Origin of the sequence: Enterobacter sp. NFIX59 (genome assembly GCF_900113755.1) — a bacterium.
Taxonomy (GTDB): Bacteria; Pseudomonadota; Gammaproteobacteria; order Enterobacterales; family Enterobacteriaceae; genus Enterobacter; species Enterobacter pseudoroggenkampii.
In genome coordinates this window covers 152,353-176,566 of record NZ_FOQN01000003.1, presented here as the reverse complement: position 1 = coordinate 176,566, position 24,214 = coordinate 152,353, and the positions used below count along the sequence as shown (strand labels likewise).

Below are 24,214 nucleotides of genomic sequence, written 5' to 3'. Positions count from 1 at the left end.
GCTTAACTCTCCTTCGGCGGCGCATTATCGCTGATGTAATTAGCCAGCTTGCAGTACTGCTCTACGGAAATATTCTCCGCACGCATTGCCGGGTCGATCCCCAGCTCGGCTAACACCTCTACGGTAAACGAATTGCTCAGGCTGTTACGGATCGTTTTACGGCGCTGGTTAAAGGCTTCTGTGGTAATGCGGCTCAGTACGCGCAGATCTTTAACCGGATACGGTTTCGTCTTGTGCGGCACAAGGCGCACAACCGCTGAATCCACTTTCGGTGGTGGTGTGAACGCTGACGGCGGTACTTCGAGTACCGGGATCACGTTGCAGTAATATTGTGCCATCACGCTTAAACGACCATACGCTTTACTGTTCGGGCCTGCAACCAGACGGTTAACAACCTCTTTTTGCAACATGAAGTGCATGTCGGCAATGGCATCAGTATAGCTAAAGAGGTGGAACATGAGCGGCGTAGAGATGTTGTACGGCAGGTTGCCGAAAACGCGCAGCGGCTGGCCCATTTTTTCCGACAGTTCGCCAAAGTTCATGGTCATGGCATCCTGCTGATAGATGGTCAGCTTCGGCCCGAGGAACGGGTGCGTTTGCAGGCGTGCGGCCAGATCGCGGTCCAGTTCGATGACGGTCAGTTCGTCGAGGCGTTCGCCTACCGGTTCGGTCAGTGCAGCAAGGCCCGGGCCGATTTCGACCATCGCCTGGCCTTTTTGCGGATTAATAGCCGAGACAATGCTTTCGATCACGAACTGATCGTTAAGGAAGTTTTGCCCGAAACGTTTACGGGCTAAGTGGCCCTGATGGACTCGATTAGTCATTGAGTATTAACAATCATTTTGATGGCGAGATTAAGCGCCGTAATAAAACTGCCGACATCCGCTTTCCCCTGGCCTGCCAGATCCAGCGCAGTACCGTGGTCAACGGACGTTCGAATAAAAGGTAAACCGAGGGTGATATTCACCCCGCGGCCAAAGCCCTGGTATTTTAGCACGGGCAGGCCCTGATCGTGGTACATCGCAAGCACGGCGTCGGCATTATCCAGGTATTTCGGCTGGAAAAGGGTATCAGCAGGCAGCGGACCGCTGAGGTTCATTCCCTTCGCCCGCATTTCGTTGAGTACCGGAATGATGGTATCGATCTCTTCGGTGCCCATGTGCCCGCCTTCGCCCGCGTGCGGATTCAGGCCGCAAACCAGCACATGCGGCTGCGGGATCCCAAATTTTGTCTGCAGATCGTGATGCAAAATCCCGATGATCTCACGCAGGAGATCGGGGGTGATCGCATCCGGAATCGCTTTGATCGGCAGATGGGTGGTCACCAGGGCAACGCGCATCGCTTCGGTCGCTAGCATCATCACCACTTTCGGACTGTGCGAGCGCTCTTCGAAGAACTCCGTATGCCCGGTAAACGGTATGCCCGCTTCGTTGATCACGCCTTTGTGAACGGGGCCGGTAATCAGAGCGGCAAATTCGCCCTTCAGGCAACCGTCGCAGGCGCGCGCAAGGGTTTCAACGACATAGTGGCCGTTTTCCGTGCTGAGCTGACCCGGAATGACCGGCGTTCGAAGGGGAACAGAGAGAAGGGTAAGCGTACCGGCTTGCTGTGGTGCAGGCTGTTGGCCTTCAACGTAAGGGATGAGCGTTAAAGGCAGACCGAGCAGTGTTGCCCGGTCTTGTAACAGTGTTGCATCGGCGCAGACAACCAGTTCTACCGGCCAGCTGAGCTGGGCGAGCTGGACAACGAGGTCAGGCCCAATCCCGGCGGGTTCGCCGGGCGTGATAACAACACGATGCTGTTTCATTAGTTGCTCAGCACTTTCACGTAAGCACTGGCGCGTTGTTCCTGCATCCAGGTGGCTGCTTCTTCAGAGAACTTACGGTTAAACAGCATACGGTAGGCTCTGTCTTTCTGTGCCGCATCCGTTTTATCAACGTTACGGGTGTCCATCAGCTCGATCAGATGCCAGCCAAACGAAGAGTGGACCGGCGTGCTCATCTGGCCTTTGTTCAGCTTCATCAACGCGTCACGGAAGGCAGGATCGTAAATATCCGCAGCCGCCCAGCCCAGATCGCCGCCCTGGTTAGCAGAGCCTGGATCCTGAGAGAACTCTTTTGCGGCCTTCGCAAACGAGGTTTTACCGCTCTTAATGTCTGCTGCGATCTGTTCCAGCTTCGCACGCGCCTGATCGTCAGTCATGACCGGTGACGGTTTCAGCAGAATGTGGCGAGCGTGAACTTCGGTGACGGAGATATTTTGGCTCTGGCCGCGCAGATCGTTCACCTTCAGAATGTGGAAGCCCACGCCTGAACGGATAGGACCGACGATATCCCCTTTCTTCGCCGTGCTCAGCGCCTGGGCAAAGATGGATGGCAGCTCCTGAATACGTCCCCAGCCCATCTGGCCGCCTTTCAGCGCCTGTTGGTCAGCGGAGTAGGTGATGGCCAGCTTGCCAAAGTCGCCGCCGTTACGCGCCTGTTCAACAATAGAACGCGCCTGGCTTTCTGCTTCCGCAGCCTGATCGGACGTTGGGTTCTCTGGCAGTGGAATCAAAATGTGGCTCAGATTCAGCTCTGTGCTCGCATCGTTCTGGTTACCCACCTGTTTTGCCAGCGCCTCCACTTCCTGAGGCAGGATAGTGACGCGGCGACGCACTTCGTTGTTACGTACTTCCGAAATCAGCATCTCTTTACGGATCTGATTACGGTAGGTGGCGTAGCTGATGCCGTCATAGGCCAGACGGCTGCGCATCTGATCTAAAGACATATTGTTTTGCTTCGCGATGTTAGCGATCGCCTGATCGAGCTGCTCGTCAGTGACTTTCACACCCATTTTCTGCCCCATCTGCAGAACGATCTGATCCATGATCAGACGCTCCAGGATCTGGTGGCGCAGCGTGGCGTCATCCGGAAGCTGTTGACCGGCTTCGCCCGAATTGAGCTTCACCGATTTCATCAGACCGTCAACGTCACTTTCAAGCACGACGCCGTTGTTAACCACAGCAGCGACTTTATCAACAACCTGGGGGGCCGCGAAGCTGGTATTCGCAACCATAGCGACACCGAGCAGCAGCGTTTTCCAGTTCTTCATACTTTTTCCATTTCAATTAACCGCAAAGCGGATTACGTTGCAAATCAAGCACATTACAAGGAAGTACGGTATGGCAGAATATTCGAGCGCAGCATTTTCTGCGTACCCAGACCGTAGTTGGAACTCAGGCCGCGTAGCTCGAAGTTAAAGCCAATCACGTTATCGTATTTGCTCTGATTGTTGTTAGTATCCCAGCCGTTAAGCTTACGTTCGTAACCGACACGCAGCGCGTAGCAGCAGGAGTTATATTGCAGACCCACCATCTGGTCAGCTGCTTTATGAGTGTTGGTGTCAAAGTAGTAAGCGCCAACGACTGACCAGCGATCGGCGATTGGCCAGCTTGCTGCACCACCGACCTGCGAGATACCGTCTTTATACTGTTCCCCATTGCCGTAGTTTGGCAATGTGGCCTGAATATATTCCGGGCTGGCATAACGATAGGTCAACTGCACCATACGATCTTCATCCCGGCGATACTCAATGGCCGCTGTACTGTTGGCGATATTGTCGAGACGGGTGTCATATTGCACGCCACCGCGCAGACCCCAACGGTCGGTCATACGCCAGTAGGTGTCACCAGCCCAAATCAGCGAACCTGTCTTGTTATCTTTCTCCCACTTAATATTGTCATCGCCCGTGCGAGACTCGGTGAAATAGTAGATTTGACCAACAGAAACGTTAAAACGTTCAACGGCAGCATCATCATAAACGCGCGATGTGACCCCGGTCGTTACCTGGTTTGCCGAGGCGATGCGGTCAAGGCCACCGTAGGTACGGTCGCGGAACAGGCCGCTATAGTCAGACTGCAGTAATGAGGAGTCGTAGTTATTAATATTGCTCTGATCGCGATAAGGCACGTACAAATACTGCATACGTGGCTCCAGCGTCTGGGTATAGCCATCCGCCAGTAGACCCATATTGCGTTCGAAGATCAGCTTGCCGTCCATTTTGAACTGCGGAAGCGTACGGTTTACGGATTCTTCCAGGTGACCGGTATTGTTTGGATTCGCGTTGTAATCATCGATATTTTTCTGCTGATAGTGTGTCGCCATCAGCTTAGCTTCCGTGTTCAGACTTGCCCAGTCATTTGACCATGGCAGGTTGATTACGGGCTCCAGGTGAACGCGGGTGGCTTCCGGCATATTGGAATTTGTATTTACAAAATGCACCGCCTGACCATAAATACGGGTGTCGAATGGACCCACGTCATTCTGGTACCAGTTAACGTCCAGTTGTGGCTCAGCGCCATAGGTACTCGCCGTTTGGCTATCAAATACCTGGAACTGCTTGCTTGTTACTGTCGCATCAAAGTTCTGCACCGCATAGCCTGCGCTGAAGATCTGCGTGGCATAACCGTCAGTACTCGAACCGTATTTTGACGAGAAATCGTTGAAGTAGTTCGGATCACTCACCTTGGTGTAGTTGACGTTGAAACGCCAGACCTGATCCATCACACCGGAATGTTGCCAGAAATACATCCAGCGGTGTTTATTACCTTCGGTCGGATGCTCATCCTGGAAGACTTTATCCGACGGCAGGTAATCCAGCTCCATCAGACCTGCACCAGCATGTGTCAGATAGCGGAACTCGTTCTCCCACATGATGTTGCCGCGCTTGTGGATATAGTGCGGCGTGATCGTCGCATCCACGTTTGGCGCGATGTTCCAGTAATACGGCAGGTAGAACTCAAAGTAGTTCGTGGTGCTGTATTTGGCATTTGGGATCAGGAAACCGGAGCGACGTTTGTCACCCACGGGAAGCTGCAGATAAGGGCTGTAGAATATGGGCACTGGACCCAGTTTGAAGCGGGCGTTCCAGATCTCTGCGACCTGTTCTTCGCGGTCATGGATAACCTCGCTTCCGACCACGCTCCAGGTATTTGAACCCGGCAGACACGACGTGAATGTACCATTTTCCAGGATCGTATAGCGGTTTTCGCCGCGCTGTTTCATCAGGTCTGCGTCACCGCGCCCCTGGCGACCCACCATCTGGTAATCACCTTCCCAGACGTTAGTATCTTTCGTATTCAGGTTTGACCAGGCTTTCGGACCTTTCAGGATGACCTGATTGTCGTCATAGTGCACATTACCCAGCGCATCCACCGTTCGTACCGGCTCGGCCGCACCTTCCGGCTGCTTCTGGTGCAATTGCACTTCATCTGCCTGCAGGCGGCTATTACCCTGGTTAATATCCACATTGCCCGTAAACGTGGCATTGTCAGGGTAAGTCCCTTTCGAACTGTCGGCAGTAATGGTTACCGGCAAGCTATTTGTATCGCCACTCACCAGTGGGCGATTATAACTTGGGACGCCAAGCATACACTGCGAGGCGAGATCGGCCGCCAGCCCCTGTTGACTATACAGGGCGGAGCCAATCATTGTGGCCAGAAGGGTGGGGATACGTTTTTTCATACGTTGTATTTTATTGTTCCGTCATCAGTGGCTACGGCTTACAAACGCTCAGAGACTATCTTACTCATCTGCGCAGTACCAGCGTTAATCCTGCCCGTTTGCGTGCCAGAGTGTTAGGCTCGCTATCGAATGACGAGTATGATAAAGCAAATTATAGGCGATGTCCTTCAATTGACCGTGACTTGAACACAGTGATGATGACGTTGCGTCGGCCAGGAATATGACTATCCGGGGAGTATATGCAGTATTGGGGTAAAATAATCGGCGTTGCGTTCGCCATCATCATGGGTGCCGGGTTCTGGGGGATTGTGCTTGGACTTATTATCGGCCATATGTTTGATAAGGCGCGCAGCCGCAAAATGGCCTGGTTTGCCAATCAGCGCGAGCGTCAGTCACTCTTTTTCTCCACCACCTTTGAGGTGATGGGGCACTTAACCAAATCCAAAGGGCGTGTCACAGAAGCCGATATTCAGATTGCCAGCGTTTTTATGGATCGTATGAACCTGCATGGCGATTCCCGTCTGGAAGCGCAAAATGCGTTTCGCATCGGTAAATCGGATAACTATCCGCTTCGCGAAAAAATGCGTCAGTTCCGCAGCATCTGTTTTGGACGTTTTGATTTAATTCGGATGTTTCTGGAAATTCAAATCCAGGCGGCCTTCGCCGACGGTTCACTTCACCCTAATGAACGTGATGTGCTGTACGTCATTGCGGAAGAGCTGGGCATCTCCCGTATGCAGTTCGACCAGTTCCTGCGCATGATGCAGGGCGGGGCGCAGTTTGGCGGCGGCTATCACCAGCAGTCGTCCGGCGGTGCCTGGCAGCAGGCGCAGCGTGGACCGACGCTGGAAGATGCCTGCAACGTGCTTGGCGTAAAGCCCTCTGACGATCAGACCACGATTAAACGTGCCTATCGTAAGCTCATGAGCGAGCATCATCCGGACAAGCTGGTCGCGAAAGGCCTGCCGCCAGAAATGATGGAGATGGCGAAGCAAAAAGCGCAGGAAATCCAGAAGGCGTACGAGCTCATTAAAGAGAAGAAAGGTTTCAAATAAGAAAAAGCCCGACGGTGTCGGGCTTTTTTTTAGAAGTCCACCGGGGCTTTAAACGTCATCGCGTTACCAAAGGCCGGATGGGTGATGGTGAGCGTCTGCGCGTGCAGCTGCAGACGTGGCGCTAAGGCCAGCGCTTCAGGCGGCGCGTAGAAGCGGTCGCCCAGAATCGGATGACCCAGAGCGAGCATATGCACGCGCAGCTGGTGTGAACGTCCGGTAATCGGTTTTAGCAGGACGCGCGCGGTATTATCCGGCGCATACTCCAGCACTTCATACTCGGTCTGCGCGGCCTTGCCGGTTTCATAACACACCTTCTGCTTTGGCCGGTTCGGCCAGTCGCAGATCAGCGGTAAATCCACCAGCCCTTCCGCCTGCGCAGGGTGGCCCCAGACGCGGGCGACATACTGCTTTTTCGGCTCGCGCTCGCGGAACTGACGTTTTAACTCGCGTTCCGCCGCCTTATTTAACGCCACCACAATCACGCCGCTGGTGGCCATGTCCAGGCGATGGACAGACTCCGCCTTCGGATAATCGCGCTGAATGCGCGTCATCACGCTGTCTTTGTGCTCATCCAGACGCCCCGGCACGGACAACAGGCCGCTGGGCTTGTTGACCACCATAATGTGTTCATCCTGATACAGAATGACCAGCCAGGGATCCTGCGGCGGATTGTAAGGCTCCATCACCATCTTGCGCTCCGTTTACTGATGCGTCACAACGATAAGACGCAGGGCATCCAGACGCCAGCTCGCCTGATTCAGGCTTTCCAGCACCTGCTGACGGTTACTTTCAATCGCCGCCAGCTCGTCGTCACGAATGTTCGGGTTGACGGCTTTTAACGCTTCCAGACGCGACAGCTCCGCAGACAGTTTCTCGTCGGCTTCCGCGCGCGCGGCATCAATCAGCGCTCTGGCCGCTTTCTCAATCTGGGTTTCGCCCAGTTGCAGAATAGCGTGCACGTCCTGCTGGACCGCGTTAACCAGCTTGCTGCCGGTATGGCGGTTCACCGCGCTCAGCTGTCGGTTGAAGCTTTCGAACTCGACCTGTCCGGCCAGGTTCGTGCCGTTTTTGTCCAACAGCAGGCGGACCGGCGTTGGCGGCAGGAAGCGGGTGAGCTGCAGCTGTTTCGGCGCCTGCGCTTCCACAACGTAGATCAGCTCTACCAGCAGGGTGCCGACAGGCAGCGCCTTGTTTTTCAACAGGGAGATGGTGCTGCTGCCGGTATCGCCGGAGAGGATCAGGTCCAGACCGTTGCGGATCAGCGGGTGTTCCCAGGTGATAAACTGGGCATCTTCGCGGGACAGCGCCACGTCACGCTCGAAGGTGATGGTACAGCCATCTTCCGGCAGGCCCGGGAAATCCGGAACCAGCATGTGATCGGACGGGGTCAGGACAATCAGGTTCTCGCCACGGTCGTCCTGGTTGATGCCGACAATGTCGAACAGGTTCATGGAGAAGCTGATCAGGCTGGTGTCATCATCTTGCTCTTCAATACTCTCAGCAAGCGCCTGCGCTTTTTCACCGCCGTTGGAATGGATCTCCAGCAGGCGATCGCGACCCTGTTCCAGCTGCGCTTTCAGCGCGTCGTGCTTCTCGCGGCAGGACTTAATCAGATCGTCAAAGCCGTCGGTGTTTTCCGGCGCGGCCAGGTAGCCGATCAGATCGCCATGCACCTGATCGTAAATGGTGCGGCCCGTCGGGCAGGTATGTTCAAACGCGTCCAGACCTTCGTGGAACCAGCGTACCAGCACGGACTGCGCGGTTTTTTCCAGATACGGCACGTGGATCTGAATATCATGCGCCTGACCAATACGGTCCAGACGGCCGATACGCTGCTCCAGCAGATCGGGGTTAAACGGCAGATCGAACATCACCAGGTTGCTGGCGAACTGGAAGTTACGGCCTTCAGAGCCGATTTCCGAGCACAGCAGAACCTGCGCGCCGCTGTCCTCTTCCCCGAACCACGCCGCGGCGCGGTCGCGCTCGACGATGGACATGCCTTCGTGGAACACGGCGGCACGAATACCTTCGCGCTCGCGCAGGACCTGCTCCAGCTGCAGCGCGGTGGCCGCTTTGGCGCAGATCACCAGCACTTTCTGGGAGCGGTGCGCGGTCAGGTAGCCCATCAGCCACTCCACGCGCGGATCGAAGTTCCACCAGGTGCCGGTATCGCCTTCAAATTCCTGGTAGATTTGTTCCGGATAAAGCATGTCGCGGGCGCGCTCTTCCTGGGTTTTGCGCGCGCCCATAATGCCGGAGACTTTAATCGCCGTCTGATACTGCGTCGGCAGCGGAAGCTTGATGGTGTGCAGCTCGCGTTTCGGGAAGCCTTTGACGCCGTTACGGGTATTTCGGAACAGCACGCGGCTGGTGCCGTGGCGGTCCATCAGCATGTCGATCAGCTCTTTACGCGCGGATTCCGCATTGTCGCTCTCGCTGTTCGCGGCCTGCAGAAGCGGCTCGATATCCTGCTCGCCAATCAGATCGCTCAGGGTGTTGAGTTCGTCATTAGAGAGACGCTTGCCCGCCAGCAGCATGGCGACGGCATCCGCCACCGGACGGTAGTTATTCTGTTCTTCCACGAACTGCGCAAAGTCGTGGAAACGGTTTGGATCGAGCAGGCGCAGACGGGCAAAGTGGCTTTCCAGCCCCAGTTGCTCCGGCGTTGCGGTCAGCAGCAGGACACCTGGCACGCGTTCGGCAAGCTGCTCGATAGCCATATATTCGCGGCTCGGCGCATCTTCGCTCCAGACCAGGTGGTGAGCTTCGTCGACCACCATCAGGTCCCATTCAGCATCGCACAGATGCTCAAGGCGCTGCTTGCTGCGGCGCACGAAGTCCAGGGAGCAAATCACCAGCTGTTCGGTTTCAAACGGGTTGTCCGCATCGTGCTGCGCTTCGGCATAGCGCTCATCGTCAAACAGGGAGAAGCGCAGGTTAAAACGACGCAGCATTTCGACCAGCCACTGGTGCTGCAGGGTTTCAGGAACCACAATCAGCACGCGCTCGGCAGCGCCGGAAAGCAGCTGTTGATGCAGGATCATGCCCGCTTCGATGGTTTTACCCAGACCCACTTCATCTGCCAGCAGCACGCGCGGCGCGTGGCGACGGCCCACGTCATGGGCGATGTTCAGCTGGTGGGGGATCAGGCTGGTGCGCTGGCCGCGCAGGCCGCTCCACGGCATGCGGTACTGTTCACTCTGGAACTTACGCGCGCGATAGCGCAGCGAGAAGCGATCCATACGGTCGATTTGCCCGGCAAACAGGCGGTCCTGCGGCTTGCTGAACACCAGCTTGCTGTCGAGCAGCACTTCACGCAGGATGACATTGGCCTCGTCGGTGTCCAGACGAGTCCCGATGTAGGCGAGCAGTCCATTCTCTTCTTTTACGTCTTCAATCTTGAGCTGCCAGCCGTCATGGCTGGTCACGGTGTCACCCGGATTAAACATCACGCGGGTAACAGGGGAGTCATTGCGAGCGTACAGACGGTTTTCACCGGTGGCTGGGAAGAGGAGGGTAACCATACGCGTATCGATTGCTACGACGGTTCCTAATCCAAGTTCGCTTTCTGTATCGCTGATCCAGCGTTGACCAAGTGTAAAAGGCATAGTTGTTCGGCTCTAATCTTTAATTGCAGGCAATAGTTCGACCCCCGTCAAAAAAGACGGTCATCGAAAAATGGGTCCGGGAATGGAAAGGGCGCTATGGTACTGGATGGCAGCCATTTCGTCACGCGTCAAAATAGGCCAAGTTGTCCTGTCACTAGTGTAGCAAAATCATCGTCGATGAAGGGCAAAATTCCGTCGGCAACCGGCTGAAGCTGACGCGTCAGATAGTGTTCGTAATCCAGCGGAGAACGCTGATAATCCACGGGTTCCGGGCCGCTAATGGTCCAGACGTATTTGATGGTCCCCCGGTTTTGATACTGCGGCGCGCGGCCGCGGCGTACGTTTTCTTCATCCGCGAGACGCGCGGCGCGTACGTGCGGAGGAACGTTACGCTGGTACTCCGCCAGCGGGCGGCGCAGGCGCTTGCGGTACACCAGCTGCGCGTCAAGTTCGCCCGCCATCAGGCTGGCTATCGTCTCGCGCACATAGTCCTGATAGGGCTCATTGCGGAACACTCGAAGATAGAGCGTCTGTTGGAACTGCTGCGCCAGCGGCGTCCAGTCGGTACGCACTGTCTCGAGCCCTTTAAATACCATCCGCTGCGCGTCGCCTTCCTGAATCAGCCCGGCGTAGCGCTTCTTGCTGCCCTGATCGGTACCGCGAATGGTGGGCATTAAAAAGCGGGCGAAATGGGTTTCAAATTCCAGCTCCAGCGCGCTGGTTAACCGCGCTTTCTCCAGATGTTCCTGCCACCAGTCGTTCACGAAGCAGACCAGCGCTTTGCCGATTTGCGCGGCGTCTTCTTCCGAATGCGCGCCCTTAAGCCACACAAAGGTGGAGTCGGTGTCGCCGTAGATGACGTCATAGCCCCGGGATTCAATCAGCGCTTTGGTCTGGCGCATGATCTCGTGCCCGCGCATGGTGATCGAGGAGGCCAGGCGCGGGTCAAAGAAGCGGCAGGCGCTGGTGCCCAGCACGCCGTAAAAGGCGTTCATGATGATTTTCAGCGCCTGTGATAGCGGCTTGTTACCGTGGCGCTTGGCCTCGTCGCGGCCGTTCCAGATGTTTCCCACAATGTCAGGCAGACAGTGTTTTTCCCGCGAGAAGCGTGCGCCGAGGAAGCCTTCGGTGCTGTGCTCATCATCCGGCTGGGCCAGGCCCTCAACCAGCCCGACGGGATCGATCAGGAAGGTGCGGATTATCGACGGGTACAGACTTTTGTAGTCCAGGACCAGAACGGAGTCATACAATCCTGGCCGGGAATCCATGACGTAGCCGCCGGGGCTGGCCTGCGGCGGCACCTCCCCGAGGTTAGGGGCGACATAACCTGCCCGGTGCATTCGGGGAAAGTAGAGATGGCTAAAGGCGGCAACCGAGCCACCGTGCCTGTCGACCGCCAGGCCGTTAACCGTCGCGCGCTCCAGCAGGAACGGCATAATCTCGGTTTTGTGGAATATCTGCGTGACCAGCTCGCAGTCTTTCAGGTTATAGGTGGCGAGCGCGGGCTTGTCTTCGTTAAAGCGCCGGTCGATCTCGTCCATTCTATCCCAGGGATTATCGATGGATTTACCTTCGCCAAGCAGCTCCTGCGCCACTGCTTCAAGGGAGAAGGAAGAGAAGCTCCAGAAGGCGGATTTGAGCGCCTCGATGCCGTCAATAATCAGGCGGCCGTTCGCCTGTGCGAAGAAAACGCCGTTCTTAAAACCGTGTTCGCGCCATTCCAGCTCGCTGTTGCCGCGCCCGAGCATCAGCGGGATGCGGTAGCGCTCGGCGTGTTTTTGCAGCACGCGCAGGTCAAACTGCACCACGTTCCAGCCGATCAGAACATCGGGATCGTAGTCGGCAAACCACTGGTTAAGCTTCTCCAGCAGCTGCGGGCGGCTGTTGACGTACTCAAGCCTGAAATCCAGCGCGGAGGCATCACCATTTGGCGGCCCAAGCATATAGACAACCCGATCGCCACAGCCTTCCAGGCCAATGCAATACAGTTCGCCGTGACGGGTGGTTTCGATATCCAGGGAGACCCACTTCAGCGGTGGGCGATAGTGAGGATTCGGCTTCAGGCGCGCGTTAACGACGCCGCCGTTTTGTTCGATGCCATCAACCCAGACGGGGGCGGTAATAAACCGCTCCATCAGAAAGCGCTCCGGTGGGCGGATATCGGCTTCGTAGAGCGTCACGCCCGCCTCGCGGAGCAGTTTTTCATAGCGCATCAGCTGTCGATGGGCGCGACAGTAGAGGCCGTAAACCGGCTGGCGGTGGAAATCTTTCAGTTCAAGCGGGGTTATGCGCCAGCCGTTTTCGCCGCGCAGCAGCTGTTTCACCTTCTCGACGTGGGCTTCAGGAATAAAGGCCACGGATTCCTGCGGGGGCAGCGTAACGTGCAGCGGACCGTTGTCCGTCGCCAGCCAGAACGCGACCTCGGTGCCCTGCGGGGTATCCCGCCAGTGTCGGGTCAGTAAAAAACCTTCTTGCGCCTGCGCCACGCCGTTATCCCAGAAAACAAAACCAGGCCTGATTATAGCCTGGTTAAGATTTTAATGCTGGGTTTATATACAGCTTACTGCCCGTAGTAGGCCTTCGCACCGTGCTTGCGCAGGTAATGCTTATCCAGCAGGGTTTGCTGCATATCCGGCAGCTGCGGTGCCAGCTGGCGACAGAAGATCCCCATATAGGCGATCTCTTCGAGCACGATGGCGTTATGCACCGCGTCCTCCGCGTTTTTCCCCCAGGCAAACGGGCCGTGGGAGTGCACCAGCACGCCGGGCATCTGCGCCGCGTCGATCCCCTGTTTTTCGAAGGTTTCGACAATCACGTTGCCGGTTTCCCACTCATACTCACCGTTGATTTCTGCATCGGTCATCAGACGCGTGCAGGGAATGGTGCCGTAAAAGTAGTCCGCGTGTGTGGTACCGGTCGCCGGGATGGACTGGCCCGCCTGCGCCCAGATGGTGGCATGGCGCGAATGGGTATGCACGATGCCGCCGATGGTCGGGAATGACCGATAGAGCAGGCGGTGAGTGGGCGTATCGGAGGACGGTTTTTTGTTGCCTTCCACCACTTCGCCGGTCTCGAGGCTGACAACCACCATATCGTCTGCGGTCATCACCGTGTAACCCACTCCGGAAGGCTTAATCACGAACACGCCTTTTTCCCGATCAACGGCGCTGACGTTGCCCCAGGTCAGGGTCACCAGATTATGTTTCGGCAGCGCCAGGTTGGCTTCGAGCACCTGACGTTTGAGATCGTCTAACATAGTTGTCTCCTGCCGGATGGCGCTTCGCTTATCCGGCCTACGAAACCGTAGGCCCGGTAAACGCAGTGCCACCGGGCATTCAGGGCTTAGCGTTTTGAACCGTAATAGACTTCATTCCAGCGCAGCGCGTCTTTGAAGGCGGGCAGGCGGGTATCGTTATCAATCACGGTAAGCTCGATGTCGTGCAGCTCGGCGAACTGACGCATATCGTTCAGATCCAGCGCGTGGCTGAACACCGTATGGTGCGCGCCGCCGGCCAGGATCCAGGCCTCTGAGGCGGTTGGCAGGTCAGGCTGCGCTTTCCACAGGGCGTTGGCGACCGGCAGTTTCGGCAGAGAATGTGGGGTTTCAACCGCATCGACGCAGTTCACCAGCAGGCGGAAACGATCGCCGAGGTCGATCAGGCTGGCGTTGATGGCCGGGCCCGTGCGGGTGTTGAAGATCAGACGCGCCGGATCGGCTTTACCGCCGATGCCGAGGTACTGCACGTCGAGGATCGGTTTTTCCTCTACCGCGATGGAAGGACACACTTCCAGCATGTGCGAGCCGAGCACCAGGTCATTGCCGTTTTCGAAGTGGTAGGTGTAGTCCTCCATAAAGGAGGTGCCGCCCTGCAGACCGGTCGACATCACCTTCATGATGCGAAGCAGAGCGGCAGTTTTCCAGTCGCCTTCGCCCGCAAAGCCGTAGCCCTGCTGCATCAGACGTTGTACCGCCAGACCCGGCAGCTGTTTCAGGCCGTGGAGATCTTCAAAGGTGGTGGTAAAGGCGTGGAAGCCGCCCTGTTCCAGGAAGCGCTTCATGCCCAGCTCGATGCGCGCCGCGTCCAGCACGTTCTGACGCTTGTCGCCGTTGATTTGTGCCGCAGGCGTCAGGCGGTAGCTGCTTTCGTACTCGTCCACCAGCGCGCTCACGTCGCCGTCGCTGATTTCATTCACCACCTGCACCAGGTCGCCCACGGCCCAGGTATTCACGGAGAAGCCGAACTTGATCTGCGCGGCCACTTTGTCGCCGTCGGTGACCGCCACTTCACGCATGTTGTCCCCGAAACGTACCACTTTCAGGTGGCGGGTGTCCTGTTTAGAGACCGCCTGACGCATCCAGGAGCCGATACGCTGTTGCGCTTTGCCGTCCTGCCAGTGGCCGGTGACCACCGCGTGCTGCTGACGCATACGCGCGCCGATGAAGCCGAACTCGCGGCCGCCGTGCGCGGTCTGGTTCAGGTTCATAAAGTCCATGTCGATGCTGTCCCACGGCAGGGAGGCGTTGAACTGGGTATGGAACTGCAGCAGCGGTTTGTTGAGGATAGACAGGCCGTTGATCCACATTTTGGCGGGTGAGAAGGTGTGCAGCCACACCACCAGGCCGGCGCATTTATCGTCGTAGTTGGCGTCGCGGCAGATGTGGGTAATTTCATCCGGCGTCGTGCCCAGCGGTTTTAGCACCAGTTTGCACGGCAGTTTGGCTTCCGCGTTCAGCGCGTTAACGACGTGCTCCGCATGTTTCGTCACCTGCTGCAGCGCTTCCGGTCCATACAGATGCTGGCTGCCAATCACAAACCACACTTCATAATTATTAAAAATGGTCATCATCGTGTCCTTAATGGGTCAGGGTTGCCGTAGTGTCCGCGGTGCTTTTGGCCGGGGCGGCGACAGGGAGATAGTGAAGTTCGGCGCTTTTTGCCCATTGCTGGTAGCGCTGATAAAGCTGTTCAAAGCGTTGTGCCTGTTGAGTACGCGGCTGGAGTGTGTTTTCGACGGCGCTCGCCATGTGCTGCTGCGCGGTCGGGATATCCGCATGAACGCCTGCGGCCACGGCGGCGAAAATCGCCGCGCCCAGCGCGCAGCACTGATCGGAGGCCACAATCTGCAGCGGACGGTTCAGCACGTCGCAGCAGGCCTGCATGATCACCGGGTTTTTACGGGCGATACCGCCCAGCGCCATCACGTTGTTCACGTCGATGCCCTGCTCGGTGAAGCACTCCATAATGGCGCGGGCACCAAAGGCGGTGGCGGCAATCAGTCCGCCGAACAGCGCAGGCGCGTCGGTCGCCAGGTTGAGATCCGCGATCACCCCTTTCAGACGCTGGTTGGCAAACGGCGTGCGGCGGCCGTTAAACCAGTCCAGCACCACCGGCAAATGTTCGAGAGACGGATTTTTGGCCCAGGCTTCGGTGAGCTGCGGCAGAAGCTGCTTTTTGCTCTCTGCTATCTGGGTTTTCAGTTCAGGATGCACCGCCGCCAGCCGATCCAGCGGCCAGCCCAGCACGCGGCCAAACCAGGCGTAGATATCGCCAAACGCGGACTGACCGGCCTCCAGACCGATGAAGTCCGGCACCACGCTGCCGTCAACCTGGCCGCAGATGCCTTTCACCGCGCGGTCGCCGACGGTGGCTTTATCCGCCGTCAGGATGTCGCAGGTGGAGGTCCCGATGACTTTGACCAGCGTGTTTGGCTGCGCGCCCGCGCCCACGGCGCCCATATGGCAGTCAAACGCGCCGCCGGAGATCGCCACGTTTTGCGGCAGACCGAGACGCGTCGCCCACTCCTCACAGAGGGTGCCGACGGGAATATCGGCGGTAAAGGTGTCGGTAAACAGCGGGTATGTCAGGCTCTTGTTGATGATCGGGTCGAGCTCATCGAAGAACGCGGCCGGAGGCAGGCCGCCCCAGCTTTCATGCCACAGGGATTTATGCCCGGCGCTGCAGCGACCGCGGCGGATATCCTGTGGACGCGTGGTGCCGGAGAGCAGGGCAGGCACCCAGTCGCATAGCTCAACCCATGACGCTGCAGCCTGCGCAACGGTTGCGTCGGCACGGGTGACGTGGAGGATCTTGGCCCAGAACCATTCGCTGGAATAAATTCCGCCGATGTAGCGCGAGTAGTCCGTTTTGCCCGGCTGATGGCACAGGCGGGTAATGGCTTCGGCCTCTTCCACGGCGGTATGGTCTTTCCACAGCACGAACATGGCGTTCGGGTTGTCGGCAAACTCAGGACGCAGCGCCAGCACGCGGCCTTCGGCATCCACAGGGGCCGGCGTGGAGCCGGTGCTGTCGACGCCAATGCCGACAATCTCAGCCCGCTGGGCGTCCGACAGTTCAGCCAGGACGGTTTTGATCGCCGCTTCCATCGACTCAATGTAGTCACGCGGGTGGTGGCGGAACTGGTTGTTTGGCGCATCGCAGTAGCGCCCCTCTTGCCAGCGCGGGTACCACTCAACGCTGGTTGCTATCTCCTGGCCGGACGTACAGTCCACTGCCAGCGCGCGAACCGAGTCGCTGCCAAAATCGAGGCCAATCGCAATTGCCATGGTGTTGCTCCATCGAAAAAAGAGGTATGGAAGAACATTAGAGACTGGGGACAAAAGTCGTCAGGCAGGATCCGCTAATCTTATGGACTAAATTGCTGTTACAACGGAAAGTGTGACGCCGTGCAAATATTCAATGTGGACATTTCTGCCGCACTTATAGACACTTTTGTTACTGCTTATCTACCTGCTCAGGCGGAGAAATCAGGGGGAAAGGCTGAAACATGGCGGACGTAAAAGCGGCGTGATGCTTTTTGGATCTTTTCGCGGGCCATTTTTAAGCTGCTTTTAATGATATGGACAATTGGTTTCCTTCAGGACCCTTGGGAGAACTGAATCTATGGCCGAAACGCAAAACGATCCCCTGCTGCCGGGATACTCGTTTAACGCGCACCTTGTGGCGGGACTGACCCCTATCGAGGCTGAGGGATATCTCGACTTTTACGTCGACCGACCGCTTGGGATGAAAGGATATATCCTCAACCTGACCGTGCGAGGGGAAGGGATCATCAAGAACGGTGACCAGCAGTTTGTCTGCCGCCCCGGCGATATCCTGCTGTTCCCGCCGGGGGAGATCCACCACTATGGCCGTCATCCGGATGCCAAAGAGTGGTATCACCAGTGGGTCTACTTCCGTCCGCGCGCCTACTGGCAGGAGTGGCTTTCCTGGCCGGCTATTTTTGCGCACACCGGTTTTTATCGCCCGGATGAGGTTCATCTGGCGCAGTTTCGCGAGCTTTTTGCGCAGATTATCGAGGCGGGACAGGCCGGTGGTCGTTACGCTGAACTGCTGGCGATTAACCTGCTCGAACAGCTGCTGCTGCGACGGATGGAGGCAATTAACGAGTCGCTTAACCCGCCGCTGGATAACCGCGTGCGCGACGCCTGCCAGTACATCAGCGACCACCTTGCTGACAGCCAGTTTGATATCGCCAGCGTTGCCCAGCACGTCTGCCTTTCGCCGTCGCGTCTGTCGCATCTGTTTCGCCAGCAGCTGGGCGTCAGCGTGTTGAGCTGGCGCGAGGACCAGCGGATCAGCCAGGCGAAGCTGCTGCTCAGCACCACCCGGATGCCCATCGCCACCGTGGGGCGCAACGTGGGCTTTGAGGATCAGCTCTATTTCTCCCGGGTATTTAAAAAATGTACCGGTGCCAGCCCGAGTGAATTCCGCGCGGGATGTGAATAAACGGTAAAAAAAGATAAACAAACAGGTGAATGCGGGAAGCAACCTGTAAACTATTCAGACAATTGTTGCCTTGACGCGGTGCGGGGCGCTAAGCAGAATCGCTGATTCGTTTTCTGACCGGAATAGTTATGCAGGCATTGCTGGAACATTTTATTACCCAGTCCGTTATGTACTCACTCATCGCCGTGGCGCTGGTGGCGTTTCTGGAGTCGCTGGCGCTGGTTGGGCTGATCCTGCCCGGCACCGTGATGATGGCGGGGCTTGGCGCGCTGATCGGCAGCGGCGAGGTCAATTTCTGGCAGGCGTGGCTGGCCGGGATTATCGGCTGCCTGCTGGGTGACTGGATCTCCTTCTGGCTGGGCTGGCGCTTTAAGAAGCCGCTGCACCGCTGGTCGTTTATGAAAAAGAACAAAGCCTTGCTGGATAAGACCGAGCATGCGCTGCACCAGCACAGCATGTTCACCATCCTCGTCGGCCGCTTCGTTGGGCCAACGCGTCCGCTGGTGCCGATGGTAGCGGGGATGCTGGATCTGCCCGTCGCGAAATTCGTGGTGCCAAACATTATCGGCTGCGTCTTCTGGCCGCCGTTCTACTTCCTGCCGGGGATCCTCGCGGGTGCTGCCATTGATATTCCTGACGGTATGCAAAGCGGTGAGTTTAAGTGGCTGCTGCTGGGCACGGCTGTGCTACTGTGGCTGGCGGCATGGCTCTGCTGGCGGCTGTGGCGCAGCGGGAAAGCGAATATCGATCGCCTGACGCGCTACCTCCCGCGTACTCGCCTGCTCTGGCTTGCCCCGCTGACGCTGGGCGTGGCGGCGGTGGCGCTGGTTGCGCTGATTCGTCACCCGCTGATGCCGGTGTACGGTGAGATTTTATTGAAAGTGGTCAGTCGTTAAGGACTATTTCCCTCTCCCCGTGGGAGAGGGCATCAGACCGCGCGAATGCCCAACAGTGAAGACGCCCCCGCTTGACCACTGAGCAGCTCTTCCGTCTTCCCATCCCACGCAATTCGCCCCTCAGCAACGACCACCGATCGCGGCGCAATCCGTGCGGCATCCTCAATACTGTGCGAAACCATCAGCATCGTCAGTTGCTGGCGCTGACAGACCTCCTGCACCAGGGCCAGCATCTCCTGACGCAGCGCGGGATCGAGCGCCGAGAACGGCTCATCCAGCAGCAGTATCGGCTGTTCGCGCACCAGACAACGTGCCAGCGCCACGCGCTGACGCTGGCCGCCGGAGAGCTCGCCCGGCAGCCTGTCGATAAACCCGGTGATCCCCATCTGTGCGGCAATGATCTCCAGCTTATGGCGCTGGTCATCGTTCAGCCTGAGTCCCGGGTGCATTCCCAGCGCGATGTTTTGCCGCACCGTCAGGTGGGTAAAAAGGTTGTTTTCCTGAAACAGCATTGAGACAGGACGTTTTGCGGGCGGCGTGTGGGTATGATCCCGGTTATCTATGACGATCGAGCCACTTGCCGGCTGCAGAAAACCTGCAACGAGATTAAGCAGCGTGCTTTTTCCTGCGCCGCTTGGGCCAAGCACGGCGATCATCTCTCCCTGGCGCACGGAGAGCGTGAAGCGCATCGGCAGATGCTGATAAAGCCAGGTTACATCAGTCAGTTTTAACATCACGCCCCGGAAGTTTCTCGATAACGGTAAATAAGGCAAAGCACAGCAGCAGCAGTAACAGCGCGGTGACCGCGCCGTCCTGACTGCGGTAAGAGCCGATTTGCTGATAGAGCCAGTAGGGCAGCGTGCGGAAATCGTCATTGCCGAACAGCGCCACGACCCCAAAGTCTCCAATAGAGAGCACGCAGGCAAACGCCAGCGCCTGTGCCAGCGGACGTTTTAGCGCGCGCAGTTCGACCACCTTCAGCCGCTGCCAGCCCTGCATGCCCAGCGACTGGCACAGCAAACTGTAGCGGCTGTTGACGTCGCGCATCGGGTTTTCCAGCACCTTGAGCGCATAAGGGATGGCCATTAAGGCGTTGGTAAAGATCACGATGCCGTCGGCGCTTTCCGGCAGGCCGATGGTGCTGTTGAACAGCAAAAAGAAGCCCGTCGCCAGCACGATCCCCGGCATCGCCAGAATCAGCATGCCCGTCAGCTCCAGCATTTGTCCGGCTTTTTGCGCCTGGCGGGCGTAAAGCTCACGGCTGCTCCACAGCAGCATCATGGTCAGGATGACGCACAGTAATCCGGCAGCCAGCGCGATACGCAGCGAGGTCCAGGTGGCCTGCCAGAGGACGGGCTGTTGCAGGACAGACAGGAGATTGAGGTTCAGTCCGTCAACGATAACGGCCAGCAGCGGCGGCAACAGAAGCAGGAGTGCCAGCCCGATCAGGATAAAATCGCTGACGCGGCTGTGCAGGCTGTCCTGCGGATCGCGCCAGCCGGTTATTTGGTGACTGCCTGCAGGAATGGCTTTACTCAGCCGCTGGCTCAACAGGACCAGGGCAAGGCAGCATGTCATCTGGACTATCGCCAGCAGCGCGGCGCGACCGGGATCGTAGTCGTAACTCAGCGCCTGGTAAATCGCCAGCTCAATGGTGGTGGCCTGCGGCCCGCCGCCGAGCGACAGCACGGTGGCAAAGCTGGCAAAGCAGAGCATGAAGATTAATGCCGCCACGGGCGGGATCTGGCGGCGCAGCCACGGCCATTCGACAAAGCGGAAGAACGACACGCCGCGCATGCCGAGCTGGGCGGCAACCTGGCGCTGCTCGCCGGGAATGTTCTCCAGCGCCTGCAAGAAGAGGCGCGTTGCCATCGGCATATTGAAAAAGACGTGTGCCAGCAGGATGCCCTGCAGTCCGTAAGGCGAGAATGACCATTCCAGACCAAGCTGGCCGAACAGCGATGCCAGCCAGCCCTGGCGACCGTAAACGCTCAAAATGCCGAATACCGCCACCAGCACGGGCAGTATCAGCGTCATGGCGCACAGGCGCAGCAGGGCCTGCCTGCCGGGAAAACGCCGCCGATACAGGGCGCGCGCCAGAAAAATGGCCGGGATCACCGAGAGCAGGGCAGAAAGAAACGCTTGCCAGAAGGAGAACCGGATTACGTGCCAGAGGTAACTGTCGTGCCAGAGGGCGAGCAGATCGCTCTCTGGCGCGTTGAACCACAGTGCAAGAAAAGCCCCCAGGCTGACCACCACCATCACTATGGCGGCGAGCAGCCCGGGAAGTAGCCAGCCGGGAATCAACGGCTGACGGCGCGTTGCCATTCACTTACCCATGCGGCACGCTGCGCGGCGACCTGCTGCGGCGTAAACTCCAGCGAGGTTGTTGGTTTGGTCAGCTGCTCAAAACCTGCTGGCAGCGCAACGTTAGTGACCGGATACATCCAGTTGCCTGCGGGAATCGCATTCTGGAACGCCGGTGAAACCATGAACTTCAGGAACTTCTCGGCCAGCTCCGGCTGTTTGCTGGCGGCGGTACGCGCGGCCACTTCCACCTGCAGATAGTGCCCTTCAGCGAAATTCGCCGCAGCGTAGTTGTCTTTCTTCTCGGCGATGATGTGGTAGGCCGGAGAGGTGGTGTAGCTCAGCACCAGGTCGCTTTCACCTTTCAGGAACAGACCATAGGCTTCGCTCCAGCCCTTGGTCACGGTGACGGTTTTGGCGGCCAGCTTCTGCCACGCTTCCGGTGCTTTATCCCCGTAGACCTTTTGCATCCACAGCAGCAGACCGAGGCCCGGCGTGCTGGTCCGCGGATCTTCATAAATCACGCGCCATTTCTGGTCACTTTCCACCAGCTCTTTCAGACTCTTCGGCGGGTTTTTCAGCTTATTTTTGTCATAAACAAAAGCAAAGTAGCCGTAATCGAACGGCACAAAGGTGTCGTTCTTCCAGCCGCCAGGCACGTTAACGGCATCCGACGCGACGCCGCTTTTGGCAAACAGTTTGGTCTGCGAGGCGGCTTCCAGCAGGTTGTTATCCAGCCCGAGCACCACGTCAGCCTTGCTGTTTTTCCCTTCCATGCGCAGACGGTTGAGCAGCGAAACGCCATCTTCCAGCGCCACGAACTTCAGCTCGCAGTTGCAGTCGGCTTCAAAGGCTTTTTTGACCACCGGGCCCGGGCCCCAGTCGGCAGAGAAGGAGTCATAGGTGTAGACCGTCAGGACGGGCTTCGCAAAAGCAGGCAGCGCAAAAAGCGCCAGCAGGGGGAGAACTTTTTTTAACACTTTGCACCTCAAAGTTGAGTGGCAAAGGATTTTGAGCGACAGCCTCAAATCCCTTCGCCGGCGTTATCCGGATCAGGTTCGACGGGTATTATCTCAGCGCACATCTGTGATGCAGCACCCCGTTGAGAACGGCGCTATTGTAATGATTTGGTGAATATTACGAAAGCGTTATGGCTCCGGGGGCGCAAACCAGGCGGATTTAAAATCAAACCAGCCCAGGGTATTCATCCGCAGGCCGCGCATGCTGCGCTGACCCTGGATCATCAGCCAGTGGTGGATCAACGGGACGATGGTCTGTTCGGCCAGTAGCTGCTGGCACCACACGGCAAGATTCATCTCGCCCGCGCGCCACTGGGCGGCATCCTGCTGCCAGTCACGGTCGATGCAGTGCTGGATCAGCGGGACTTCATACAGGTGCGAGAAGAGCGAGAAATCGAGCGGCAGGGTGAAGTTGGCGCTGTTAAGCCAGATATCACTGGTGATATCCCCCTGGTGCCATTCGTCATAGTCAACTTCCCTGACCTCCAGCGTTACTCCTTCGGCTGCCAGTAGTCGGGTCATGATCCTCGCGATAAAACGATGCTCCACGTGCTCGCGGTAGTAGGTCAAGGTGATGGACTCCAGCCCTGCGGGCTTGTCGCAGTGCGACGGGCGGGCGTGGTGCCAGCGCGGAAGCAGGCCGTACGCCGGGAACCAGTATGTCTGGTACTGCGCTTCCGCATGGTAGATCAGATTGGCAGGGGACAACACGTGGCTGATCCACTTGCGGACGGCCTGGTTTGCCCCGCGGTGGGTGCGGCGATCAAAGAGGAGATAGTAGCATCCCTCCTCCAGGCGACTCTCCACGGCTTTTTCTCCCGTGGTGGGGCCTTCAAGCGTCAGCCCGCAGCTCAGGTCTTCATTGAGATCCGGCAATACCCACACGTTGACTTCGTCGATCAGCGCCCGATAGCCAAAGTAGTCATCGAACGCGCGGATTTTCAGCTGGTTGCTGTTATTGCGGGACACGGAGTAGGGCCCGGTGCCAATCGGCAGGCTGGCAAAATTGTTCATCGATTCCCACTCGCCGGGCAAAATCATCGACGGCACGTAGCCCAGCAGCCAGGGAAGCCACTTATCCTGCTGCGACAGCTCGATGTCCAGCGTCCAGGCCGTGGGGGAGTGGATACGCGAAATATGCGAGTAGAGCGGCAGCCTTCGGACGCGTTCCAGAGAGGCGATGACGTCGTGCATCTCCAGCTCGCGACCATGGTGAAAGTGAATGCCGGGGCGTAAAAAGAAGCGCCAGTGAAGCGGAGAAAGTTGCTGCCAGTGGTGCGCGATATCCGCTTCCAGTTCCCCGTTTTCCTCATTTATCCGCGTCAGACCGCTGAAAATTTGCCGGGCCATATGGGTTTCTGAGCGACGTAAGGCCGTGCCGGGCAGCAGATTTTTCATTGGGCGATAGTAGAGCACCCGCAGGATGTGTCGTCCCTGACGAAAACTGCGTCCGAGATGGGAAACCAGCATCTGGCGCACGGCGGCTTTGTCGCCCACCAGCTGAACCAGCTGATCGATGCGGTCCTGCTCGAGCAGGTCTTCCGCGCGCTGCTGCTGCAACGCCAGCCCGGTATAGAGAAAGGTCAACCGCGAACGTTTGCCGCGTCCCGCCTCAGCTTCCCAACTTAACCAACCCTGCTGCTGCATGGTGTTGAGCAGCGTACGCATATGACGGCGGGAACAGCTAAGCAGGTCAGCCAGCTCGTTGAGCGTGGTCTCCTGCGATTGCCCCTCGCAGCACTGCCAGAGGCGGATAAACTGTTGTTGCAGACGACCGGAAGGCATAAAAGGGGAACTCCTGACAAAAAACCAGCAATTTATTTATCCCTATATTAGGCCAATAATTCTCCTCGATGAAGTGAGGAGGTAAATTATGAAGAGGTCTACCGCACGTCAGTTTTATCAGCAGTACTTTTCAGCGACAAAAGGATCGTCCTGGCTGGCCCGCCAGTGTGCAGAGCAACGGCTGAAAACGTTAGAAGAATTGATGCAGTGGGACGTTACAACACCGACCTCTTCCCGCTAACTCGCCTCGATCATGTGTGACTGAGTATTGGTGCTTATCACCCGCCAGCAA

At 57.6% G+C, this 24,214-nt stretch carries 18 protein-coding genes and 1 riboswitch; of the genes, 4 read left to right on the top strand and 14 right to left on the bottom strand.

The features are described from left to right. Nucleotides 1–2: 2 nt before the first annotated feature. Genes rsmA through lptD form a run of 4 tightly spaced genes read right to left on the bottom strand, consistent with a single transcriptional unit; the run spans nucleotide 3 to nucleotide 5,504 of the window. Nucleotides 3–824, bottom strand: a complete 822-nt coding sequence (gene rsmA, locus BM007_RS12905; RefSeq protein ID WP_023310362.1) for a 16S rRNA (adenine(1518)-N(6)/adenine(1519)-N(6))-dimethyltransferase RsmA — start codon at nucleotides 822–824, stop codon at nucleotides 3–5. Next, entirely contained in the window at nucleotides 821–1,807 is a 987-nt protein-coding gene (gene pdxA, locus BM007_RS12900) for a 4-hydroxythreonine-4-phosphate dehydrogenase PdxA (RefSeq protein WP_024907432.1), read from the bottom strand. The genes rsmA and pdxA overlap by 4 nt, the downstream gene beginning before the upstream one ends. Beyond that, entirely contained in the window at nucleotides 1,807–3,093 is a 1,287-nt protein-coding gene (gene surA, locus BM007_RS12895; protein WP_024907433.1) for a peptidylprolyl isomerase SurA, read from the bottom strand. The genes pdxA and surA overlap by 1 nt, the downstream gene beginning before the upstream one ends. Nucleotides 3,094–3,146: 53 nt before the next feature. Next, a complete protein-coding gene (lptD, locus tag BM007_RS12890) occupies nucleotides 3,147–5,504 on the bottom strand; it encodes an LPS assembly protein LptD (protein ID WP_090419098.1) in 2,358 nt (785 codons plus the stop codon). Nucleotides 5,505–5,743: 239 nt separating this feature from the next. Between lptD and djlA the strand changes: the two genes are divergently transcribed. Further along, nucleotides 5,744–6,559: a co-chaperone DjlA gene (gene djlA / locus BM007_RS12885; protein WP_008502016.1), complete on the top strand. Its 816-nt coding sequence runs from the start codon at nucleotides 5,744–5,746 to the stop codon at nucleotides 6,557–6,559. A 29-nt stretch (nucleotides 6,560–6,588) separates the two neighbouring features. Here the strand turns inward: djlA and rluA are convergent, their stop codons facing one another. From rluA to araB, 6 genes are all read right to left on the bottom strand, one after another. Beyond that, nucleotides 6,589–7,248, bottom strand: a complete 660-nt coding sequence (rluA, locus tag BM007_RS12880) for a bifunctional tRNA pseudouridine(32) synthase/23S rRNA pseudouridine(746) synthase RluA (protein WP_090419095.1) — start codon at nucleotides 7,246–7,248, stop codon at nucleotides 6,589–6,591. A gap of 12 nt (nucleotides 7,249–7,260) precedes the next feature. After that, the gene (gene rapA / locus BM007_RS12875) at nucleotides 7,261–10,167 is read right to left on the bottom strand and encodes an RNA polymerase-associated protein RapA (protein WP_090419092.1); all 2,907 of its coding nucleotides are present in this window, start codon (nucleotides 10,165–10,167) and stop codon (nucleotides 7,261–7,263) included. 128 nt (nucleotides 10,168–10,295) lie between these two features. Then, nucleotides 10,296–12,653: a DNA polymerase II gene (gene polB, locus BM007_RS12870; RefSeq protein WP_090419090.1), complete on the bottom strand. Its 2,358-nt coding sequence runs from the start codon at nucleotides 12,651–12,653 to the stop codon at nucleotides 10,296–10,298. Nucleotides 12,654–12,727: 74 nt separating this feature from the next. After that, nucleotides 12,728–13,423 carry an L-ribulose-5-phosphate 4-epimerase gene (araD, locus tag BM007_RS12865; protein ID WP_090419087.1) on the bottom strand — a complete coding sequence of 232 codons (696 nt, stop codon included), beginning with the start codon at nucleotides 13,421–13,423 and terminating at the stop codon, nucleotides 12,728–12,730. Between the two features lie 86 nt (nucleotides 13,424–13,509). Continuing rightward, nucleotides 13,510–15,012, bottom strand: a complete 1,503-nt coding sequence (araA, locus tag BM007_RS12860) for an L-arabinose isomerase (protein WP_032649842.1) — start codon at nucleotides 15,010–15,012, stop codon at nucleotides 13,510–13,512. 10 nt (nucleotides 15,013–15,022) lie between these two features. Further along, nucleotides 15,023–16,732: a ribulokinase gene (gene araB / locus BM007_RS12855; protein ID WP_090419084.1), complete on the bottom strand. Its 1,710-nt coding sequence runs from the start codon at nucleotides 16,730–16,732 to the stop codon at nucleotides 15,023–15,025. A 337-nt stretch (nucleotides 16,733–17,069) separates the two neighbouring features. Between araB and araC the strand changes: the two genes are divergently transcribed. Together araC and BM007_RS12845 are read left to right on the top strand one after the other, a co-directional pair. Beyond that, nucleotides 17,070–17,915, top strand: a complete 846-nt coding sequence (gene araC / locus BM007_RS12850; protein ID WP_023310373.1) for an arabinose operon transcriptional regulator AraC — start codon at nucleotides 17,070–17,072, stop codon at nucleotides 17,913–17,915. A gap of 128 nt (nucleotides 17,916–18,043) precedes the next feature. Next, complete coding sequence (locus BM007_RS12845) at nucleotides 18,044–18,811, top strand: DedA family protein (RefSeq protein ID WP_024907441.1); 768 nt, start codon at nucleotides 18,044–18,046, stop codon at nucleotides 18,809–18,811. A gap of 32 nt (nucleotides 18,812–18,843) precedes the next feature. Here BM007_RS12845 and thiQ read toward each other — a convergent pair whose 3' ends face one another. The 4 genes from thiQ to sgrR form a co-directional block, all read right to left on the bottom strand. Beyond that, entirely contained in the window at nucleotides 18,844–19,545 is a 702-nt protein-coding gene (gene thiQ / locus BM007_RS12840) for a thiamine ABC transporter ATP-binding protein ThiQ (protein ID WP_024907442.1), read from the bottom strand. Next, entirely contained in the window at nucleotides 19,529–21,139 is a 1,611-nt protein-coding gene (gene thiP, locus BM007_RS12835; RefSeq protein ID WP_090419080.1) for a thiamine/thiamine pyrophosphate ABC transporter permease ThiP, read from the bottom strand. The genes thiQ and thiP overlap by 17 nt, the downstream gene beginning before the upstream one ends. Then, entirely contained in the window at nucleotides 21,115–22,098 is a 984-nt protein-coding gene (gene thiB, locus BM007_RS12830) for a thiamine ABC transporter substrate binding subunit (RefSeq protein ID WP_090419077.1), read from the bottom strand. Before thiB ends, thiP begins: the two co-directional genes overlap by 25 nt. Before the next feature lie 31 nt (nucleotides 22,099–22,129). Further along, nucleotides 22,130–22,230: riboswitch (TPP riboswitch) on the bottom strand. Between the two features lie 36 nt (nucleotides 22,231–22,266). After that, nucleotides 22,267–23,922 carry an HTH-type transcriptional regulator SgrR gene (gene sgrR, locus BM007_RS12825; protein ID WP_024907445.1) on the bottom strand — a complete coding sequence of 552 codons (1,656 nt, stop codon included), beginning with the start codon at nucleotides 23,920–23,922 and terminating at the stop codon, nucleotides 22,267–22,269. A gap of 88 nt (nucleotides 23,923–24,010) precedes the next feature. Here sgrR and sgrT point away from each other — a divergent pair, with 88 nt between their 5' ends. Further along, entirely contained in the window at nucleotides 24,011–24,163 is a 153-nt protein-coding gene (gene sgrT, locus BM007_RS12820) for a glucose uptake inhibitor SgrT (RefSeq protein WP_032644049.1), read from the top strand. Nucleotides 24,164–24,214 lie beyond the last annotated feature (51 nt).

Bases quoted from the DNA above. Each gene is read 5' to 3' on its own strand.
- lptD (WP_090419098.1), bottom strand. From the start codon at position 5,504: ATGAAAAAACGTATCCCCACCCTTCTGGCCACAATGATTGGCTCCGCC.
- surA (WP_024907433.1), bottom strand. From the start codon at position 3,093: ATGAAGAACTGGAAAACGCTGCTGCTCGGTGTCGCTATGGTTGCGAAT.
- BM007_RS12845 (WP_024907441.1), top strand. From the start codon at position 18,044: ATGCAGGCATTGCTGGAACATTTTATTACCCAGTCCGTTATGTACTCA.
- araB (WP_090419084.1), bottom strand. From the start codon at position 16,732: ATGGCAATTGCGATTGGCCTCGATTTTGGCAGCGACTCGGTTCGCGCG.
- rapA (WP_090419092.1), bottom strand. From the start codon at position 10,167: ATGCCTTTTACACTTGGTCAACGCTGGATCAGCGATACAGAAAGCGAA.
- araC (WP_023310373.1), top strand. From the start codon at position 17,070: ATGGCCGAAACGCAAAACGATCCCCTGCTGCCGGGATACTCGTTTAAC.
- araD (WP_090419087.1), bottom strand. From the start codon at position 13,423: ATGTTAGACGATCTCAAACGTCAGGTGCTCGAAGCCAACCTGGCGCTG.
- djlA (WP_008502016.1), top strand. From the start codon at position 5,744: ATGCAGTATTGGGGTAAAATAATCGGCGTTGCGTTCGCCATCATCATG.
- pdxA (WP_024907432.1), bottom strand. From the start codon at position 1,807: ATGAAACAGCATCGTGTTGTTATCACGCCCGGCGAACCCGCCGGGATT.
- thiQ (WP_024907442.1), bottom strand. From the start codon at position 19,545: ATGTTAAAACTGACTGATGTAACCTGGCTTTATCAGCATCTGCCGATG.
- sgrT (WP_032644049.1), top strand. From the start codon at position 24,011: ATGAAGAGGTCTACCGCACGTCAGTTTTATCAGCAGTACTTTTCAGCG.
- sgrR (WP_024907445.1), bottom strand. From the start codon at position 23,922: ATGCCTTCCGGTCGTCTGCAACAACAGTTTATCCGCCTCTGGCAGTGC.
- thiP (WP_090419080.1), bottom strand. From the start codon at position 21,139: ATGGCAACGCGCCGTCAGCCGTTGATTCCCGGCTGGCTACTTCCCGGG.
- rsmA (WP_023310362.1), bottom strand. From the start codon at position 824: ATGACTAATCGAGTCCATCAGGGCCACTTAGCCCGTAAACGTTTCGGG.
- rluA (WP_090419095.1), bottom strand. From the start codon at position 7,248: ATGGTGATGGAGCCTTACAATCCGCCGCAGGATCCCTGGCTGGTCATT.
- araA (WP_032649842.1), bottom strand. From the start codon at position 15,012: ATGACCATTTTTAATAATTATGAAGTGTGGTTTGTGATTGGCAGCCAG.